The organism is Syntrophomonas wolfei subsp. wolfei str. Goettingen G311, from assembly GCF_000014725.1.
Taxonomy (GTDB): Bacteria; Bacillota; Syntrophomonadia; order Syntrophomonadales; family Syntrophomonadaceae; genus Syntrophomonas; species Syntrophomonas wolfei.
On the sequence record NC_008346.1, the window covers coordinates 2,918,279 to 2,936,195 of the forward strand.

Here is a 17,917-nt window from a genome sequence, read left to right on the forward strand (position 1 = left end):
GCGAAAGCCAGGAGAAAAAAGCTAAGCTTTAACCCGTATATCCCCTATCCGGCGGGTGAAACGGGTCTTGTCGTAATGCTCCAACAATGGCAAGGTATACCTGCGCGAGGTGTTAAACAGGTCGCGGGCGGTGGCCAGGCTGAGCTCCTTTTCCCGGCCAAAATGTTCCTCCAGGATCTTCTTTCCTTCTTCCAGGGCCTGGGTAGAAAAATATATATCCCCGGAGAGCTTAATCAATAATCCCTGGTTGAGCAGGTAGGAAATGATTTCGATAAAATCCTCTCCATTAAGCTCTAGCTGCTGCTCTAATTCCTCCAGAGAAGGAGGGGTAAATAACTCTTTATCCATCATTTCCTGAATTTTTTCAATGGCCCGCTTTTCTTTCACTCCCGGCTCAGGGCTGTAGCCCGCCAGCCGAAGCTGGTTGTTCCGGCTGTTTATGCTTCCCCTATCCTCCAGGTATTTTATTATGGCATTAAAGCTTCGGGTATTAATGCTTTTGAAAAACCGGCTTCTCATCTCTTCCCGGGGATAACCCCCCCGCAGAGGATATTGCCGGTGGTATTCCTGCAAGCGGTTCCCTATCTCATCGTTTATCTTTTCTAAGCTCCGGGTGCTCATGTATTCCCCATTTTTTAAATCCCCTACTTTTTCGTCCAGGAGCAATTGTTCCAGCTCTTCTTTAATATGCTCTTCTTCATGGCCGGTTTTCCGTGCCAAATCAGAGCTGGTAAATGTGGCCTCAGCCGCTTCCATCTCCTGTAGAATCAGGTCATAGAGGCTGCCTTCTTCTTTCATTACCAGTTGCTCCAGAACCTCTTCCCGGAAGCGTTTCTGTTTGGGGGCATTTGGGTCAATTATGTTTCCGCCGCCAATGGTAGTCACCGGTGAATAATACCTGATTACAAAAGGGTCTCCTTTCTGGCAAACCACCGGTTTTTCCATGACAATTTGCGCATAGCTTTCTTGTCCCGGCTGCAGTTCGTCCCGATCCAGCAAAACCACCCGCCCTAGAGCCTCCTCAGTCCCCAGGTGGAATCTTATCCGGTTCCAGTTTTTCAGGGTTCTTTTGCTGGAAGACAAGAGCCTTAACCTGGTATCAACCCGGTAACTGGGATGGAGATAATCCGGGGTGGACAAGAGGTAACCCCTTTTTATCTCCGCTACTTCAATACCCTGCAGGTTGACCGCTACCCTCTGTCCCGCCAGGGCTTCCGTAACCCTGGCTCCGTGTACCTGCAGACTTCTGATTTTGACCGGTCGCTGCACCGGCATAAGTTCCAGGCTTTCACCGGTCTTTATTTGCCCCGACCACAGGGTACCGGTCACCACCGTGCCAAAACCAGCTATAGTAAAAACCCGGTCTATGGGCAAACGGGCCTGCCCCAACACCGGTTTCTCTTCAACCTGGGCCGCAATCTTTTCGATTTCCTCCAGCAATTGCTTTATCCCTTCTCCGCTGACGGCTGATACTGCTATCATGGGACTGTTTTTCAAGGCAGTCCCGGCCAGGTATTCCTTTATTTCCTCTTCCATCAGCATCAGCCATTCTTCGTCAACCAGGTCTTTTTTAGTAATAGCTACTACCCCCTGCTTAACCCCCAGCAATTCAATTATATCTAAATGTTCCCGGGTCTGGGGCATGATTCCTTCATCGGCAGCGATAACAAAGACCACCATATCAATCCCGAAAGCCCCAGCCAGCATATGCCGGATAAAGCGCTCGTGTCCCGGCACATCAACAATGGCCGCCTTATGGCCACTAGGCAGCATAAAGGGGGCAAATCCCAATTCAATGGAAATACCCCGCTGCTTTTCTTCCTTCAAACGGTCGGTATTAACTCCGGTCAAGGCTCTTACCAGAGTGGTTTTGCCGTGATCTATATGTCCTGCCGTTCCAATAATAAGCCGCTTCATCTATATATCCCCTTTTTCCTGGACAACTCCGGCAATCAAGTCCGCTACCTTTATCTCATCACCGGGTAGAAGGGTGCGCACACTCAAAAGCATTTTATCCTCCTGGCGCCGGGTAAGCAGAGCCGGGCTTCCCAATCGCAGTATTTTGGCCGCCTTCTCCAGGCCAGGTTGGCTGAATTCGATTTCCACCCCGAAGCCGGGAATTTTATAGGTGGGATAGGCTCCCCCGCCCACCATATCCTCCAGTTCCACCAGCTTAAGCTGTCTGATTCCCGATAAGCCTTCAGTCCTCATTTCCAGCAATTCCAACAGTCTTTCGGCCTTTTCCCTTAGCTCCTCCCGGCTTAAAGCCAGCATTTCTATTACCGGAATGTTTTTTTTCGGAGAACCTAGCAGATATTCCAGCAAGGTTCCTTCCAGAGCAGCGATAGTGAGTTTATCCACCCTTAACGCCCGGGTGAGCTGGTTTTTCTTCATGGCTTCTACCAGAGCCTTTTTCCCTACAATAATCCCTGCCTGGGGCCCTCCCAGTAGTTTGTCCCCGCTGAAGGTAACGATGTCCACCCCAGCCGCAACACAACGCTTCACCGCCGGTTCCTCCCGCAGTCCCCAGTCATCTTTATCATAAAAGATGCCACTGCCTAAATCCTGCATCACCGGCAGCTCTTTCTCCTGACCCAGCTTCACCAGTTCCTCCAAAGGGACCTCCTGGGTGAAACCCAGTATTTTGTAGTTGGAAGTGTGAGCCGCAAAAAGCAAGGCGGTTTCCTCATTGATGGCAGCGGCAAAATCGCTAATATAGGTTTTATTGGTTGTTCCCACTTCTACCAGCCTGGCCCCGCTTAGTTTCATTACTTCCGGAATACGGAAAGCTCCCCCTATCTCCACCAATTGTCCCCGGGAAACAATCACTTCCCGCTCCCGGGCCAGGGTGTTTAAGCCCAGTAGAACTGCGGCTGCATTATTGTTAACCACCAGGGCCGCTTCGGCACCAGTCAGGCGGGTCAATACTTCTTCCACATGTCCATAACGTTCTCCCCGCTCCCCCTTTTCCAGGTTAAATTCCAGGTTGTTATAGCTCCTGGCCATTCGCACCATATAGTCTATGGCCCCTTTACCCAGCGGAGCTCGTCCCAGATTGGTGTGAAGCACTACCCCGGTTCCATTTATCACTTCTTTCAGGCTCCCCCCGGCCAGGCGGGAAACCATATGCTCTACCTTCACCAATATCGCTTGCATCAGCTTCTCTTTCTTTATTTTCTCTTCTTTAAGAAAGAGTTCCCGGCGCAGTTCCTCAGTAGCACTGCGCACTACATCCACCATAAAATCGCGCTGGTAGACTTCTATTAGCTGTTTGATTCGCTCATTCTTAAGCATTTCGTCAATGGAGGGTATATTTTTCAAATTATTCATCTTAACCTCCCTGGTTTATACAGTAGTTCTAACGGTTGTTGAACGATGATTAAACCGTTGTTAAACCATCGTCGGTCAGTTTTTCCGGGGAATGTCTGCGGTATCTTAACGATGTTAAACGGTTGTTGAACAATCGTTTTTACCCGTAATAACCCAACATGGTCGCAACCCTAATAGTGACACCCTTAGGGTGAGGGCCACAACCGCCAATGAAAAGTAGCTTAATATGCGCTTGTATAATAAGATAAAATCGAGAATACCCCTTCTAATCACCGTTCTAAAGACCCTTCCATCCTCCGTCTTCCGCCTTCAGACAACCGACAACCAATAACTCCTCACCCCTTACCCCTCACTCCTCCAAGGGGTTAGTTCTTAATATTATAATACAAGAGCAGTGCCATGTCTTTTATACCCTGGTAAAGCAATACGGAAATTATTATTATCCCCAGTAAACCAAAAACCGGGTAAATCTTTCCTACCAGGGACGAAAAGCTCTGCATGGCCAGGGGCAAAGATAGGGTCATACACAATAGCAGACAACTTCCGAAACCTAAACCGGAGAAGTCAGCTATGCGTTGAGTAAAACCATAAGCATTGGCTATGGCGGTAGTTAGTATCCCAATCCATAGTATCAGAGTATAGAACTGTTTAACCCCAGGCGATATTCTTCCCATAAGATAGAGCATGGGCACTTCATAGTGCATAATCGCCGGTAAAAATTTGCATAAAGACAGGTAGCTCAGTACCACCAGTATCCCCAGCATAAGCCCACCCCATGCAGCCCCAGCTATGCCTTCCCGGCAGTTGCTGAGGCTTTGGTATTCACTTAATACCACCATCGCTAAAGAAAAATTGTAAGCCACATAGAGTATGCTGGATATTATCCAAAACCTGCTATTAACCGGGCAGAGGTAAACACTATAGCTTCCCAGTGCCTGGCTTTCCATAAAAAAGACTACATAGCCGGTGACGAGCAACAAGAAAAGGATTTTTACGGGAACCAGCATATTAAAAGAGAATATTAAACCTTTTTTACCGGAGAACAAAAAGAATATAACCATTAAATATGTTAGCAAAATCCCCAGGCTTTTCGGTAAATAAAGGTGTTCTTCAAATACCGCCCCACTGGCAGATAACATGGTGCTGATACCCAGAAACAAAAATGCTGCCAGTAGCCAGTCAATTAGCTTTCCGCCTTTATTACCCATAAGACCAGCCAGCAAATCTTGATAATTGGATACCTGATGGCGATGGGCTAAATAAAGCAACATTCCCCCACATAGCGCAAAAGCGAAGGTGGCCAGAAGCGTACCTTTTAAACCATCACTGCCATAGACAACAAAAAACTGGATAATCTCTTGCCCCGAGGCAAAGCCCGCCCCAATTACCGCCCCCAGATAACCCATAACTAGCACTAATCTGGTTTTTATTTATAGCCTCCTCCTCATCTGATACCTTTTTATTCCATGCTTATTCTTATCTTTTTTATTTACGCATAAATATTTTTCCAGCCGTCAAGAATAAAGATAAAAGTCTAGGAGGAGAAGCAGTGGAGTTACCCAAGCTGAGCCGGCAAAATTGTAAAGATTCTTTTCATTGTGATGACCCTCTGTGTTTTAGTAAAATGGAGCGTAGCATTAGCTTCCTTTTGCAGGATTTAAACCAGGACTATAGCCGAGAAATAGTTTATCTTTGTATTGGTACCGACCGGGCAACCGGAGATTGCCTGGGGCCGCTGGTAGGCACCCGCTTGCAATCCCTCCTTCGCTCAGCTCATATTTACGGCACTCTGGAAAAACCCGTACATGCTACCAATCTGGATCATTTTCTTAATATTATTAACGCTGAGCACCATAATCCATTGCTGGTTGCTATTGATGCTTGTTTGGGCAATGCCGATAGAATTGGTTATATAAATGTAAAAAAAGGAAGTCTCAAGCCCGGTACGGCTTTGCGAAAGGTATTACCTGAGGTGGGTGATTTCCATATTTCCGGGGTAGTAAATATTGGCGGTTTCCTGGAACATATGGTTTTACAGAATACCCGGCTTTACACCGTCTATAAGATGGCCGATATAATTGCCAAAGGCTTATGCCTGGCCCATTCCGGCTTTAAGCGCCATAGCCTGGCGGCTTGCCAGGCCAGTACCTTGAATCAATAAGCTGGAGATTAACTCTATATATTTAAGCATCGGAAGAAACTGTGGCGCAGTTTCAACACAGCGCTGCAACGAGGAGGGGCACTATAGTCTGCTGCCTGTTTTGTTAATAGGAACTTTGGCCGCTTAGCGGGGGGTATTTTTCACTTCATTATATGTTCTTGGCTACTGCCACTGTATTCCCCTTTTTCAGCTCAACTTTTTCCTGTGGGCGAATCATCTTGGAAGTACCATCAATAAAACCACCTTCTTCTATAGAAATTAGACTGCAACTGGCATCTCCCAAAATAGAACCGGTTGCGGTGATTTCCAATCTCCCTCTGGCCTCTATATTTCCCTCTATTCTCCCAGCCAGAACAAGGTTGTCCACCAATATTTCACCTTTGATTTTCCCCTTTTCTCCCACAATAAGGTCACCTTTTACATCCACTTTCCCCTCAACATTACCATCAATACGAATTGAACCGGAAGAACGAATCTCTCCCTTGACTTGTACTCCATGCGAGATTAAGCTTTCAATACTTTGCTGTTTTCCTTTTTTCCACAACCTAATCCACAACCTTTCTCGCTAATCCAACCCGTCTTCTCCCCTCAGGGCAGATAGTTAACCGGGCTTACGCTTTCATTGTTTTTCATTATGCTAAAGTGCAGGTGGGGGCCGGTACTGTTACCGGTATTCCCCAGGCGGGCTATTGTTTCTCCCTTTTTGACTTTGTCACCCTTATTGACCAGGATAGCACTATTATGCCCGTAGCGGCTAATAAAGCCATACCCATGATCAATCTCTACGGTTTTTCCATAAACGGCCTTCCATCCAGCAAAGATGACCTTCCCATCTCCCGCTGCCAGCACCTCTGTTCCCACAGCCTCTACAATGTCAATGCCATCGTGAAAACTCGACTTACTGCTGCGGAAAGGAGATTTTCTCCAGCCATAGGGTGAAGATATCTCCCCGTTTACCGGCCATTGGTTGGGACGACTTCTATAATATGTTCCTCGCTGGCTAACCTCGGACAGCATGCCGTTTATCTCATCCTCCTGCCGGTTTATCTCCCTTTTAATATTTCGGGTCGCTTCTAAAACATCTTCACCTTCATTTTCCGCTCCTCCGACTCCACTTACTATTGTTCCTCGGGAGGGTTTTTTATTAACTTCCGCTTCCGGCATAATTCCCATCAATTTTTTTATTTCGTTTTGTGTTCGACCTATACCCTCCTGCTGCTTTCGAATATTTTGAATTTCTTTTCCTAGCAGTTCTATGGTTTCATCCTTTTTTAGGCTTTCCATCTTAATATTTTCCACCGAGCTTATCTCCGACTGGCTCTGAATAAACAGGTAAGTTATCATAGCAGAAAGCAGTACTATGCTGGATAAAAGCAAACTACCCGCCAAAATATATTTTCTGGCCAAGCCTATATGAAGCGCCTTTCCAGTTTTTCCGGGAATTATTATAAAAGTGAAGCTATCATTAGTCTTTTTTCTTGGGCTTTTTTTCCGGATTTTCACAATGTACCTCGTTAGATCTTAGATGCTTTTTGTCTTACCATAATAGCAATATTTTTCTATCTTGTAAAACCGCCCAGCTTTTTAGTCCCCAAAACTCATAAATAAGCTAGATTTATAAATTACACAACAAAGTTTAAGCTTAGGGGATAATTTCATAATACCGTCTTAGTTATTATCTCTTGTTTAAAACCTTTTTGGGCCATTTTCCCGTAATTATTATGCCATTATTGAACCCTATTTACTCCGCTGTCATAATATAATCTGCGATTAGTCCCTTGGATTTTGTTCCTCCCTAACTTAGAATGAATATATATAGAATGTGACTGGAGAGGAAAAATGGGGGTGGTTCAATGTCAGATAGAAAGCCATATAAATTGCTTATACTGGACATTATAGACAGCATAGCCACTGTCACTCTGCATGCTTCGCCGGTAAACGCTCTTTCTCAATTATTGCTCGATGAAATCTCCACCTGCTTTTTCAAGATATCCCAGATTCAGCCCCGGGCTGTTATTCTCACTGGTAATATGAACTATGGCTTCTCTGCCGGCGCCAATATACGAGAACTGGTAAATCAGAACCCGCAAAGCAATCGCCAGTTTTTCGCCAACCTTTACCAGTTATTTAATCAACTTGAAAATATCCCCTTCCCGTTTATTGTTGCCATTAACCGATTTGCTATGGGCGCAGGTCTGGAACTTGCTCTCTGTGCTGATATTCGGGTTATGGATGATAATGCCCGGGTGGCAGCAGCTGGAGTAAATATGGGCCTGGTTTTCGGAACCCAGAGGCTTTCTCGGTTGGTTGGTTTAGGCCAGGCCAAAAGTATGGTATTAACCGGTCGCCAGGTATTTGCCCACGAGGCATATGATATCGGCCTGGTCCAGTATTTGAGTCCGCCGGGGCAAGCACTAAACCAGGCTTGGAAATTGGCGGAACTTATAGCTCAAAAATCATCCCTGTCTGTTCGAGGGGCAAAAAAGGTTTTAAACGCTGGTTTTGATCTCCCTATAGATAAAGGTCTTCACCTGGAATTCGAGCAATTGGAGAAAATGCTGGCTAGCGAGGACTTCCAACAACGCACACGGGCCTTTTTGAATAAGACCGCTAAGAACTGATGGATATCGAATTTAAGATAGACCCCCTTATTGTGTTTTTCTATACTTTTCAGATATTCAAGTAAGATTCCACTGCAAAAACCCCTTTTGTTGCATAAGGGTTGAATAAATATACAAAACGCTGGCGAAGGTGAAAGCGGGCGGTCGAAGACCGTCCTTACAATGCTTTGCAGTCGCTATTAAGGTTGTTGCGCCTGATTCGAAACGATATGGGGGTCGTTCCCTAAGTACCCTTCGGTCGCTTTTAAGGGAGTTGAGCGATATATTTATACAAGCCGATGAATATTAATAACTTTTTGCAGTGGAGTCAAGTAATAATTTTAAATGCTCTTAGATTTTACTTGGGCGGGTTTGAATTGTTCTATTGCAAAAGAAGCAGAAATGTTTCACGTGAAACATTTCTGCATTTACTGAGACTAACTATAGATTTTCTGTTTTTCCGGCAGGAGAATCTTACTCCAAGCCTATAAGCTCTACTATTCGTTCCAGATCTTCCAGGCTATAAAAGCTTATTTCAATGGTTCCTCCCCTGCCCTTTTGCATCACTTTCGTCCGGGAACTAAAATAGCTCTCCATTCGCTCTTCCAATTCCATTATTACCGGATCTCTCTTTTTCTCTACCTGCTTTCTTTTTATAATTGACTTGGCCTTCTTTTCAGTTTCCCTTACCGAAAGTCTCCCGGCAACTATCTCTTTTGCCGCTGCGATTTGTTCCGCCGCGGTTGGCAGGGATAAAATAGCCCGGGCATGTCCGGCTGTTATCTCTTGCCTTTCCAGCATCGTCAATACCTGCTCCGGGAGAGCAAGCATTCGCACCATGTTGGCTATATGGGGACGACTTTTACCAAGCTTCTCTGCCAGTACTTCCTGGGTATAGCCGTAATTATCCATCATATATTTGTAGGCCATGGCCTCTTCAACGGCACTCAAATCATCTCGTTGTATATTTTCCACCAAGGAAACTTCGGCCGCCTGAACATCATCCATTTCTCTTATTAAAGCCGGCACCTGTATTAAGCCAGCTATTTGAGCAGCCCGCCAGCGTCGCTCTCCCGCCACCAGTTCAAAGCCATCCTGCCTATGCCGTACAATAAGTGGTTGTAGCAAACCATGCTCCTGGATAGAATCTGCCAGTTCTTGAAGGGACTTTTCATCAAAGTTTTTTCGTGGCTGATCTTTGCGTAATACTATTTCGTCCACTTTGATCTGTGTAAGTTCCTGCGTCTCATCAAAAGCTAATTCGTTAGACAGTAATGCTTCAAGTCCTCTACCAAGACCTCTTCCCTTTTTTTGCACGTTCCAACACCTCCATGGCCAGTTCCCTGTATTCCTCGGCTCCTCTTGATCGCGGGTCATAAATAACCGCCGGCTGCCCATGACTGGGGGCTTCACTAAGCCTTACATTACGGGGAATAATGGTCTGGTATATTTCTTTAGGGAAATAGCGTTTTACTTCATCTACCACCTGTATGGCCAGATTGGTTCTTCCATCAAACATAGTCATGGCTATTCCCTCCAGCTTCAAGCTACGGTTAAGTCTTTTTCTAACCAATAGGATAGTATCCATCAGCTGACTCAAACCTTCCAGGGCATAGTACTCGCATTGCAGCGGAATCAGAACTGAATTACTGGCTACCAGCGCATTGATCGTCAATAGTCCCAATGATGGAGGACAATCCAGGAATATATAATCATAAGCCTCCTTAATGGGCTTGAGCGCATTTGCCATGTAGTGTTCCCGGTTTTCCCGTGTAGCCAGTTCTACCTCAGCCCCAGCCAGTTGAATGGTGGCTGGAATTATCTCCAATCCATCTACCTCAGTAGCAGTAATAACCTCTTTGGCCGGTAAACCTTCAACTAACCAATTATAAACGCAATTCTTTAAACGTTTCCGGTTGATACCCAGGCCACTGCTGGCGTTTCCCTGAGGATCACAATCTATTAGCAGCACCTTCTGCTCCCCCAGGGCAATACTAGCCGCCAGATTTATGGCGGTAGTAGTTTTGCCCACACCCCCTTTTTGATTTGCAATCGCAATAATCTTTGCCATTAACCTTGTCCACCTTTCCCCAACCTGCCTTTCTTATTTCGCCTGTCCAAACTCTAATTCCTGCCCCAAAACAAAAAAAGCGGGTATTCCCGCTTTGAATTTCTTATTCTATAAAGCCAATTGTTGGGTTTTCTTATGTTTTCCAATCCTTATAGTAATCTCGTATTCGCTATCTACATCCTTTTCCACCATAACAATATCAATCCCGGTCTGTCGTGCTCGTTTAACCGTCTCTCTGATAGTGTTTAAGAAAATACGAGCATCTCTTATTACCATGGATACACTCTGCCCTTTGGGTTTCCTTCCTATTTCCTGGGGAATGTTGTTACGACTGATTCCTTCCACCAGCTCTTCCGTTTCTTTCACGGTTAGTTCTTTCTCATATATCTGTTTTACCACCTCCAGTTGCATCTCCGCCGAGTTCAATTTTAGCAAGGCTCTAGCATGTCTCTCACTTATACGTTCGGGTAGAATTAGGCTCTGCACCGAAAGTGGTAATTTTAAAAGACGAATCTTGTTGGCGATAGCCGCTTGGCTCTTCCCAATCTTTCTTGCCAGTTCCTCCTGGGTTAATCCAAAGCCGTTAATTAAACGATTATAGGCATTGGCTTCTTCGAAATAATTTAATTCTCGTCTTTGCAGGTTTTCAATCAGCGAGATGGTAGCTACCCTTTCATCATCCATCTCCTGAATTATGGCTGGTATTTCTCTTATCCCCAGCAGGCAGCAGGCTCGAAATCTGCGTTCTCCCGCAATTATTTGAAAGCCATCATCGCGTGTCCGGACGATAATGGGTTGAATTATGCCATAAGCTTCAATCGACTGAGCTAGTTCCATCATTTCCCTCTCATCGAAATCCTTGCGGGGTTGAAAGGGGTTAGGGTAGAGTTTCTCTACCGGTATTCCAGTAACCTTCACCTCACTGCTTTTTCCCAGTAGTCTTTCCAGTTGTTTTAATACCATCAGTATCCCTCCCTATAATGGCCTTTTGGCTGGAATCCCCACCCTTCTTGGGTATTTTGCGGGGGTATCCCGCTCCTTTTCTACTACTACTATGGCCCTATCCCGTTCTGCCATCAAGCTATAGGTAAAAATATCAACTACTTTTCCCCCCAATATATCCAGGGCGTTGGCAGCCTGCTCAATTTCCCGAGAATAATTCTTTCCTTTCCATAGCAAAAGCTTTCCCCCAAGACGAAGCAAGGGCAGGCCATATTCCAACACTATATTCATCATGGCCAGAGCCCGGCAACTGCAAAAATCAAAGCTATTGCGCAACTCACTGCGCCCCACCTCTTCTATCCGCTTACGCAGCACCTGGCAATTCTTCAATCCACAGCGGTTGATAACCGCTTGTAAAAACTCTGTTTTTTTTAGATCTGATTCCAAGAGAAGGAATTCTCCCTCTGGGCAATAGATGGCCAGTACCAGTCCAGGGAAGCCGGCACCACTGCCGATATCTACAACTCTGCTTCCTTTTAAATCCATAAAATTTAATAAACTGCGGCTATCTTCAATATGTTTTTCTAATTCAACCGGCAGGCTTTTACGACTCACCAGGTTATGCCGGGAATTCTCCTCAATCAGCATTTCTTTAAAAGTCTTTACATTATATTCCACATCGACCTCTTATTTCCTTCTTTTCTTTTCCAAAAAAATTAAAAGAACATTTATATCCGCCGGATTAACCCCGGCAATCCTTGATGCCTGGCCAACAGAAGCCGGTAAAATTATTTTTAATTTTTGCACAGCTTCCTGGGACAAACCATAGACTTCATCATAATTAATATCCGGAGGTATCATTTTATTTTCCAGTTTTTCAAAGCGTTTAACCTGTTCCTTTTGCTTCTCAATATAGCCTTCATATTTAGCTTGTATCTCCAATTGCTCCAGTATATCCGGATCATTGTCCCGCAGCCAGCCTTTTTCCACATAATCATATATACTCAGTTCCGGGCGCCGGAGTAATTCCCAGAGGGAGACTCGATCCCTTATTGCTGCCGTGTTTTTGCCGGATAAAAAATCCGCCATCTCTTCATCTGCCGGGGTAAATGAGCTGAATTTGAGTTCATTGCTCTCCACCTCCAATATCTCCTCTTTTTGCTGATAGGCCATCCACCTGTTATCATCTACCAGACCAATCTGGCGGCCTTTTTCCGTTAATCTCAAATCAGCGTTATCCTGCCGCAAAAGCAAGCGGTACTCCGCTCGTGAAGTCAACAAACGATATGGTTCCACAATTTCTTTATTAATCAGGTCATCAATCATCACGGCTATATAGGCTTCACTCCGTTTTAAAATAAACGGCTCTTTTTCCTTAACTTGCAAAGCTGCATTAATTCCTGCAATCAAGCCCTGGGCAGCAGCTTCTTCATAACCGGAAGTTCCATTTATTTGGCCGGCAGTAAACAAACCCTCCACCGTTTTACATTCCAGGCTTAGTTTAAGCTGGGAAGGGTAAATAATATCATACTCTATGGCATAGCCGGTTCGCATAATACGAACATTCTCCAAGCCAGGGATGCTTTTTAAGACTTCTATTTGCACATCTTCAGGCAAACTGGTATTTAAACCTTGCACATACATTTCGTCGGTGTCTCTTCCCTCTGGTTCAATAAACAGCTGGTGAGAATCCTTATGGGAAAAACGAACTACTTTGTCCTCAAAAGAGGGGCAGTATCGCGTACCAATACCTTTGATAATCCCGGTATACATGGGGGCGCGGTCCAGATTATTCATTACAATCTGGTGGGTTTTTTTATTGCTATGGGTTAACCAGCAGGGTAGCTGTGGTCGGTTGATAAGGGGACTAATAAAAGAGAAACGTAAAGGCCGTTTATCTCCTGGTTGCTCAATCATTTTGGAGAAGTCTACACTCTTACTGTCTATGCGCGGTGGGGTTCCAGTTTTAAATCGCCCCAGGCGTAATCCCATTCTTTTAAGACTTTCCGAAAGACGGGCTGCCGGAAACTGATTTCCTGGTCCTCCATCAAAAGAAATATCACCGACTATTATTCTCCCCTTCAAATAAGTTCCGGTAGTGAGAACCAGTGCTTGACATTCGAACCTGGCTCCAGTCCTGGTAACTATTGCTTTCACCCGGCCAGCCGACAACTCTATATCCTCAACCTCGGCCATCAAAATATCTAGTTTTTTCTGATTGAAGAGGGTCTTCAACATTTCCAGGTGATACTGGCGCTTGTCGGCTTGGGCTCTTAATGCTTGCACAGCGGGGCCTTTGCCGGTGTTAATAGTACGGATCTGTACATTGGCCTTATCGATATTTAGCGCCATTTCCCCTCCCAGGGCATCAATTTCCCTTACTACTTGAGCCTTGGCCGGCCCTCCAATGGAAGGATTGCAGGGCATCAATGCAATATGGTCTATACTCATGGTAACCAGCAAGGTTTGGCATCCCATGCGCGCCGAAGCCAGGGCTGCTTCACAGCCCGCATGCCCGGCCCCAATTACTATCACCTCATAGCTTCCTGCCTTATAAATCATAACTTCCCCCATTTAAAAAATTACTCTAATGCGAAACTCTTTGCAAAAGGGTTGCATAAATATATAAGCGATGGCGAAGCATAGATGCAGCACCTGTCGGGCACGACTGATGCCCCCTACGGTCGCAATTAAGGGAGCTGAGCGGTATATTTATGCAATCACCCTATCTCCAACCGGCTATTTCCCTATGCAAAAATCATGGAATATTCTTTCTATGACTTCTTCCTTTAAGTTTTTGCCGCTTATTTCCCCCAGAGCCTCCAAAGCTCCCCATATATCCACTCCCAGGCAATCCAATGAGACCTTTCCCATTGCCGCCAGGCTTTCTTCTATATGTCTTTTCGCCGTTAATAAAGCATTTTTTTGCCGCAGGTTAATCATTACCTCCATGTCATCACTCTGTAGTTGACCGGAGAGAACAGCTTTCTCAATGCTCTCCTCCAGTTCTTCCAAACCGGTTTCTTCAATAATACTTCCTCTGACTATCTTAACTCCGGGAAAGAGCTGTTCCAGCTCAGCTTCACTTATATTCTTTTCTTCCAGGTCTTCTTTGTTAACCAGTACTATTTTATTCTTCTTCTCAATCTTTTCGTAAATCTTCCGGTCTTCCTGATCTATCCCGGTTCCCACATCTAATATAAAAAGCACCAGATCTGCTTCGCTGATTACTTCCTGGCTTCTTTCTATCCCGATTCGCTCCACCAGGTCTTCCGTAGAGCGTATTCCTGCGGTATCCTTTAACTTTACCGGTATCCCTCTAATGTTTATATAATCTTCAATAATATCCCGCGTAGTACCAGGAATACTGGTTACGATAGCTTTCTCTTTTCTGAGCAGAGCATTAAGTAAACTGGACTTGCCTACATTGGGCTTGCCGCAAATGGCAACATTGATTCCCTCTCGGTATATCTCGGCCCTTTCGCCTGCCAACAAGAGCTTGTCTATCCGATTCTTTACTTCTTGTAGCTTCCCCTGAGCCGCACTATAATCCAGGTCCCCCACCTCATCCGGGAAGTCCAAGCTGGCTTCCAGCATAGCATTTACTTCTATCATCTGATCCTCCAGCAGATTAATCTCCTGGCTGTTTCTTCCGGCCAGTTGCTTTAAGGCCAAGTTCATTCCCCGTTCGGTTTTGGCCCGGATAACTTCGATCACTGCTTCTGCCTGGCTTACATCCAGCCGCCCATTTAAAAAAGCTCTCCGGGTAAATTCCCCCGGCTGTGCCAGTCTTACTCCTTGCCACATTACCGCCTCCAGGCAGCGCCTGGCCGGCAAAGTTCCTCCGTGACAGTTAATTTCTACCACATCTTCCCCGGTGTAGCTACGGGGAGCCCGCATTAATCCCAGGAGAACTTCATCAATAATCTCCATTTTCTCATCACACAACCAACCCAGACTAAGTGAATAGCCTTCTTTATCCGAAAGCTTAATCCCCGCCCGGTAAGGTTTGAATATTCGTTCCACCTTTTCTATTACGTCATTTCCACTTAGCCTTACAATAGCTATTCCACCTTCCCCCGGTGCGGTGGAGATGGCCGCAATATCATCACCGATCATTCTTTTCCCCTCACTTTAAACCTGGCTGATAATGCAAGACCCCTATTATTGCATAGGGTTTGCATAAATATACAAGCGAGCGTTGGCGAGCGGTATATTTATACAAGCCAATGATTGTAAAAATAACTCTTTGCAGTGACCTCAACAGTTCTTTTAGATATATTACCAAAAGCGACCGGCAAATACACTTAAGTACTAAAATTAAAAAGGAGGCCCTTTCCCTGGGCCTCCATCACTGTCGTTTTTATTTCTTTAAAGATATTACCACTTTTCTATTGGGCTCGTCTCCTAGCGAAAAGGTAGTTATCTGGGGGTCAGCCTGAAGAATGGTATGTACTATTCTTCTTTCCTGGGAACTCATTGGCCTCATAACTACATTTTTTTTGGTTTTCTTAACCTTGTCTGATAGTCTTAAAGCCAACGCTTCCAGTGATTCCTCTCTTTTCTTGCGATAGTCTTCCACATCTAACAAAACTCGAATTCTTTCCTCACGCTGCCGGTTAATGATTAAGCCGATAATGTATTGTACTGCATTTAATGTTTCGCCTTTACGTCCAATCAAAAGACCCATGTCCTTACCTATAATGTTTACTCTAACCCGGCCGCTTTCACATTCCACTTGATTAATCTGATAATCGATTTTCATCCGGTTCAGTAGATCTTCTACCACCTGGCGAACTTCTTCTTCCGGTTTCTTCACCAGGGAAACCCTTACTACAGCAGGTTTTTTCCCTACCAGACCTAGTATTCCTTTACTGGGTTCTTCCAGTACTTCAATAGAAACATCCTCAATGGCACATTCTAGTTCATCCAGGGCCGCTTTGACAGCTTCATCAACGTTTTTTCCCTTTTTTTCTACTATTTGGACTTCCATTAACCTTCTTTCCTCCTTTTTCCCTCCCTGCTACCTTTTCCTTGGCCACAGTATCCTGACCACTTGATTCCTCCAGTGTTTCCTTCTCCATTTCCAGCTGAACTCCTGTTCCAGTAGCAGTAGCAGTAGCAGTAGCAGTAGCAGTAGCCAATTTTGCTTTATTACTGCTCCAGTTGATATAAAGCTGCTGTAAAATTCCTAAAATATTAAAAGTTACCCAGTATAAAGGTAAGCCTGCCGGCATGGTGGCTGCTATCCAGGCCATAAAAAGTGGCATTACATACAACATGGACTTTTGCGTGGGATCTTTGGTGTCTACCATAGAAACGCGTTGCTGTATAAAGGTGGTTGCCGCCGCTAAAACTGCCAGAATATACCAGGGGTCAGAACTGCCAATGTTAGGTATCCATAAAAATCGGGCATGTTCCTCTACCGCAAATTTAAAGTTGAACAATGATTGGTAAAATGCAATAAATATCGGCATCTGTATCAATAGGGGCAAGCACCCTCCCAGAGGATTAACCCCATGTTCTTTATACAGCTCCATTACTTTTAATTGCATGGTTTGCGGGTCATCTTTATATTTGTCCTGGATATATTTCATCCGTGGTTGAATTTCTTGCATAGCCCGCATGGATTTTAGCTGTTTATGCGTTATCGGAAAAAGAACGATTTTTATTACTATGGTCATAAAGATAATAGCCAGACCGTAATTTGCTACACCCAGGCTATCGGTAATACCATACATAAACTGAATTACACTGGCAAACCACTGAACAAAAGAATGCCACAAATTTCCTCCTGCCTATCAAATCCTCTAGTCTTTGATGACAGGTTCCACCTCCTTCTAGCGAAGCAAATGCCCGCGAGGTAACCTAATATCAAGGTACCGGATCATAGCCACCCGGATTGTATGGATGACATCTGGCCAGTCTTTTTACAGTTAACCAGCCTCCTTTGACTATTCCGTATTTCCTTAAGGCCTCAATGGAATAGTTGGAACAGGAAGGATAGAAACGACATGAAGCAGGCTTGAAAAAGGTTGCCTTTTGATATATTTTAATCAATTTTATTAGCATTTCTTGCAAAAAGTCCCGCCTTCTTCATAATGGCAATATAATCTTTTTCCATACCTTCAAAAGAACTTTTCCCAATACCAGCTCTAGCTACCAGGACAATATCATGCTTGTTCTTTACTTGTCCCTGATATTCACGCACTATGGCTCGCAACTGTCTTTTTATCCTATTCCTTATTACCGCCATACCGATTTTTTTGTTGGTAATGAAACCAAAACGATTATTGTCCAAGGCATTTTCTACATAATAAATTATTAAAAATCGCCCCGATAACCGCTTACCTTTTTCAAAAACATTACGATATTCTCTACTAGTTCTGATTCTTGCCTTTTTATCCAGCATAAAAACCTTCCCTGGGGAAAATAAAAGGCCGCTTTTACGACCTAGGCGGAAATACTTTTTCTTCCCTTTTTTCTCCTGTTGGCCAATACTTTTCTTCCTCCTGCGCTGGCCATCCTGGCTCGAAAACCATGTTCTCTTTTTCTTTGCCTGTTCTTCGGCTGAAATGTTCTTTTCACTATATTACTTGCCTCCTACTTGGTGAGCTATAATCTTATCTATAAAGCTCACCTATAAAATCATATAAATACCCTACCATTATATTGATTAAACCCTTTCAATGTCAAGAAAACAACGAATTCTGCTCACTTCAAATTTTGAATTTTTTCTGCTATGATTATACTATATTTGTGCTTTAATCCCAATTAGCCTGTATTAATCTCTTTTTTTATCATTTTAAAAAT

Annotated in this window: 18 protein-coding genes; 2 read left to right on the forward strand and 16 right to left on the reverse strand. The window is 44.6% G+C overall.

Annotated elements, in window-relative coordinates; translation table 11 throughout:
• Positions 1 to 21 precede the first annotated feature (21 nt).
• The 3 genes from selB to SWOL_RS13245 all read right to left on the reverse strand — a co-directional run bounded on the left by selB (position 22) and on the right by SWOL_RS13245 (position 4,736).
• Positions 22 to 1,917, reverse strand: coding sequence for a selenocysteine-specific translation elongation factor (selB, locus tag SWOL_RS13235; protein WP_011641927.1), 1,896 nt, complete (start codon positions 1,915 to 1,917; stop codon positions 22 to 24).
• Positions 1,918 to 3,330 (reverse strand): L-seryl-tRNA(Sec) selenium transferase, encoded by a 1,413-nt coding sequence (selA, locus tag SWOL_RS13240; RefSeq protein WP_011641928.1) that lies wholly within the window; start codon positions 3,328 to 3,330, stop codon positions 1,918 to 1,920. It abuts the gene before it with no gap.
• A gap of 365 nt (positions 3,331 to 3,695) precedes the next feature.
• Positions 3,696 to 4,736, reverse strand: a complete 1,041-nt coding sequence (locus tag SWOL_RS13245) for a YkvI family membrane protein (protein ID WP_011641929.1) — start codon at positions 4,734 to 4,736, stop codon at positions 3,696 to 3,698.
• Between the two features lie 143 nt (positions 4,737 to 4,879).
• On the opposite strand from SWOL_RS13245, the gene yyaC reads away from it, so the two are divergent.
• A complete protein-coding gene (gene yyaC, locus SWOL_RS13250; protein WP_011641930.1) occupies positions 4,880 to 5,491 on the forward strand; it encodes a spore protease YyaC in 612 nt (203 codons plus the stop codon).
• Positions 5,492 to 5,639: 148 nt separating this feature from the next.
• Here yyaC and SWOL_RS13255 read toward each other — a convergent pair whose 3' ends face one another.
• Both SWOL_RS13255 and SWOL_RS13260 read right to left on the reverse strand, forming a co-directional pair.
• Positions 5,640 to 6,035 carry a bactofilin family protein gene (locus SWOL_RS13255; RefSeq protein WP_011641931.1) on the reverse strand — a complete coding sequence of 132 codons (396 nt, stop codon included), beginning with the start codon at positions 6,033 to 6,035 and terminating at the stop codon, positions 5,640 to 5,642.
• A 44-nt stretch (positions 6,036 to 6,079) separates the two neighbouring features.
• Entirely contained in the window at positions 6,080 to 6,898 is an 819-nt protein-coding gene (locus SWOL_RS13260) for a M23 family metallopeptidase (protein ID WP_207635305.1), read from the reverse strand.
• A gap of 446 nt (positions 6,899 to 7,344) precedes the next feature.
• Here SWOL_RS13260 and SWOL_RS13265 point away from each other — a divergent pair, with 446 nt between their 5' ends.
• On the forward strand, positions 7,345 to 8,112 hold the full coding sequence (locus SWOL_RS13265) for an enoyl-CoA hydratase/isomerase family protein (protein ID WP_011641933.1): 768 nt from the start codon (positions 7,345 to 7,347) through the stop codon (positions 8,110 to 8,112).
• 453 nt (positions 8,113 to 8,565) lie between these two features.
• Here the strand turns inward: SWOL_RS13265 and SWOL_RS13270 are convergent, their stop codons facing one another.
• The 11 genes from SWOL_RS13270 to rpmH all read right to left on the reverse strand — a co-directional run bounded on the left by SWOL_RS13270 (position 8,566) and on the right by rpmH (position 17,692).
• Positions 8,566 to 9,408 (reverse strand): ParB/RepB/Spo0J family partition protein, encoded by an 843-nt coding sequence (locus SWOL_RS13270; RefSeq protein WP_011641934.1) that lies wholly within the window; start codon positions 9,406 to 9,408, stop codon positions 8,566 to 8,568.
• A complete protein-coding gene (locus SWOL_RS13275; RefSeq protein WP_011641935.1) occupies positions 9,380 to 10,162 on the reverse strand; it encodes a ParA family protein in 783 nt (260 codons plus the stop codon). Before SWOL_RS13275 ends, SWOL_RS13270 begins: the two co-directional genes overlap by 29 nt.
• 108 nt (positions 10,163 to 10,270) lie before the next feature.
• The gene (noc, locus tag SWOL_RS13280; RefSeq protein WP_011641936.1) at positions 10,271 to 11,125 is read right to left on the reverse strand and encodes a nucleoid occlusion protein; all 855 of its coding nucleotides are present in this window, start codon (positions 11,123 to 11,125) and stop codon (positions 10,271 to 10,273) included.
• A 12-nt stretch (positions 11,126 to 11,137) separates the two neighbouring features.
• Positions 11,138 to 11,782 (reverse strand): 16S rRNA (guanine(527)-N(7))-methyltransferase RsmG, encoded by a 645-nt coding sequence (rsmG, locus tag SWOL_RS13285; RefSeq protein WP_011641937.1) that lies wholly within the window; start codon positions 11,780 to 11,782, stop codon positions 11,138 to 11,140.
• A gap of 9 nt (positions 11,783 to 11,791) precedes the next feature.
• On the reverse strand, positions 11,792 to 13,666 hold the full coding sequence (gene mnmG, locus SWOL_RS13290) for a tRNA uridine-5-carboxymethylaminomethyl(34) synthesis enzyme MnmG (RefSeq protein ID WP_011641938.1): 1,875 nt from the start codon (positions 13,664 to 13,666) through the stop codon (positions 11,792 to 11,794).
• A gap of 177 nt (positions 13,667 to 13,843) precedes the next feature.
• Positions 13,844 to 15,223 carry a tRNA uridine-5-carboxymethylaminomethyl(34) synthesis GTPase MnmE gene (mnmE, locus tag SWOL_RS13295; RefSeq protein ID WP_011641939.1) on the reverse strand — a complete coding sequence of 460 codons (1,380 nt, stop codon included), beginning with the start codon at positions 15,221 to 15,223 and terminating at the stop codon, positions 13,844 to 13,846.
• Positions 15,224 to 15,467: 244 nt separating this feature from the next.
• Entirely contained in the window at positions 15,468 to 16,097 is a 630-nt protein-coding gene (gene jag, locus SWOL_RS13300) for an RNA-binding cell elongation regulator Jag/EloR (protein WP_011641940.1), read from the reverse strand.
• Positions 16,057 to 16,890, reverse strand: a complete 834-nt coding sequence (locus SWOL_RS13305) for a YidC/Oxa1 family membrane protein insertase (RefSeq protein WP_041427623.1) — start codon at positions 16,888 to 16,890, stop codon at positions 16,057 to 16,059. Before SWOL_RS13305 ends, jag begins: the two co-directional genes overlap by 41 nt.
• A gap of 88 nt (positions 16,891 to 16,978) precedes the next feature.
• Positions 16,979 to 17,176, reverse strand: coding sequence for a membrane protein insertion efficiency factor YidD (gene yidD, locus SWOL_RS13310; protein ID WP_278078290.1), 198 nt, complete (start codon positions 17,174 to 17,176; stop codon positions 16,979 to 16,981).
• On the reverse strand, positions 17,157 to 17,516 hold the full coding sequence (gene rnpA / locus SWOL_RS13315) for a ribonuclease P protein component (protein WP_011641942.1): 360 nt from the start codon (positions 17,514 to 17,516) through the stop codon (positions 17,157 to 17,159). Before rnpA ends, yidD begins: the two co-directional genes overlap by 20 nt.
• 41 nt (positions 17,517 to 17,557) lie before the next feature.
• Positions 17,558 to 17,692, reverse strand: coding sequence for a 50S ribosomal protein L34 (rpmH, locus tag SWOL_RS13320; protein ID WP_011641943.1), 135 nt, complete (start codon positions 17,690 to 17,692; stop codon positions 17,558 to 17,560).
• Positions 17,693 to 17,917 lie beyond the last annotated feature (225 nt).

Bases quoted from the DNA above. Each gene is read 5' to 3' on its own strand.
- selB (WP_011641927.1), bottom strand. From the start codon at position 1,917: ATGAAGCGGCTTATTATTGGAACGGCAGGACATATAGATCACGGCAAA.
- selA (WP_011641928.1), bottom strand. From the start codon at position 3,330: ATGAATAATTTGAAAAATATACCCTCCATTGACGAAATGCTTAAGAAT.
- SWOL_RS13245 (WP_011641929.1), bottom strand. From the start codon at position 4,736: ATGGGTTATCTGGGGGCGGTAATTGGGGCGGGCTTTGCCTCGGGGCAA.
- SWOL_RS13265 (WP_011641933.1), top strand. From the start codon at position 7,345: ATGTCAGATAGAAAGCCATATAAATTGCTTATACTGGACATTATAGAC.
- SWOL_RS13275 (WP_011641935.1), bottom strand. From the start codon at position 10,162: ATGGCAAAGATTATTGCGATTGCAAATCAAAAAGGGGGTGTGGGCAAA.
- noc (WP_011641936.1), bottom strand. From the start codon at position 11,125: ATGGTATTAAAACAACTGGAAAGACTACTGGGAAAAAGCAGTGAGGTG.
- mnmG (WP_011641938.1), bottom strand. From the start codon at position 13,666: ATGATTTATAAGGCAGGAAGCTATGAGGTGATAGTAATTGGGGCCGGG.
- mnmE (WP_011641939.1), bottom strand. From the start codon at position 15,223: ATGATCGGTGATGATATTGCGGCCATCTCCACCGCACCGGGGGAAGGT.
- jag (WP_011641940.1), bottom strand. From the start codon at position 16,097: ATGGAAGTCCAAATAGTAGAAAAAAAGGGAAAAAACGTTGATGAAGCT.
- yidD (WP_278078290.1), bottom strand. From the start codon at position 17,176: ATGCTAATAAAATTGATTAAAATATATCAAAAGGCAACCTTTTTCAAG.
- rnpA (WP_011641942.1), bottom strand. From the start codon at position 17,516: ATGCTGGATAAAAAGGCAAGAATCAGAACTAGTAGAGAATATCGTAAT.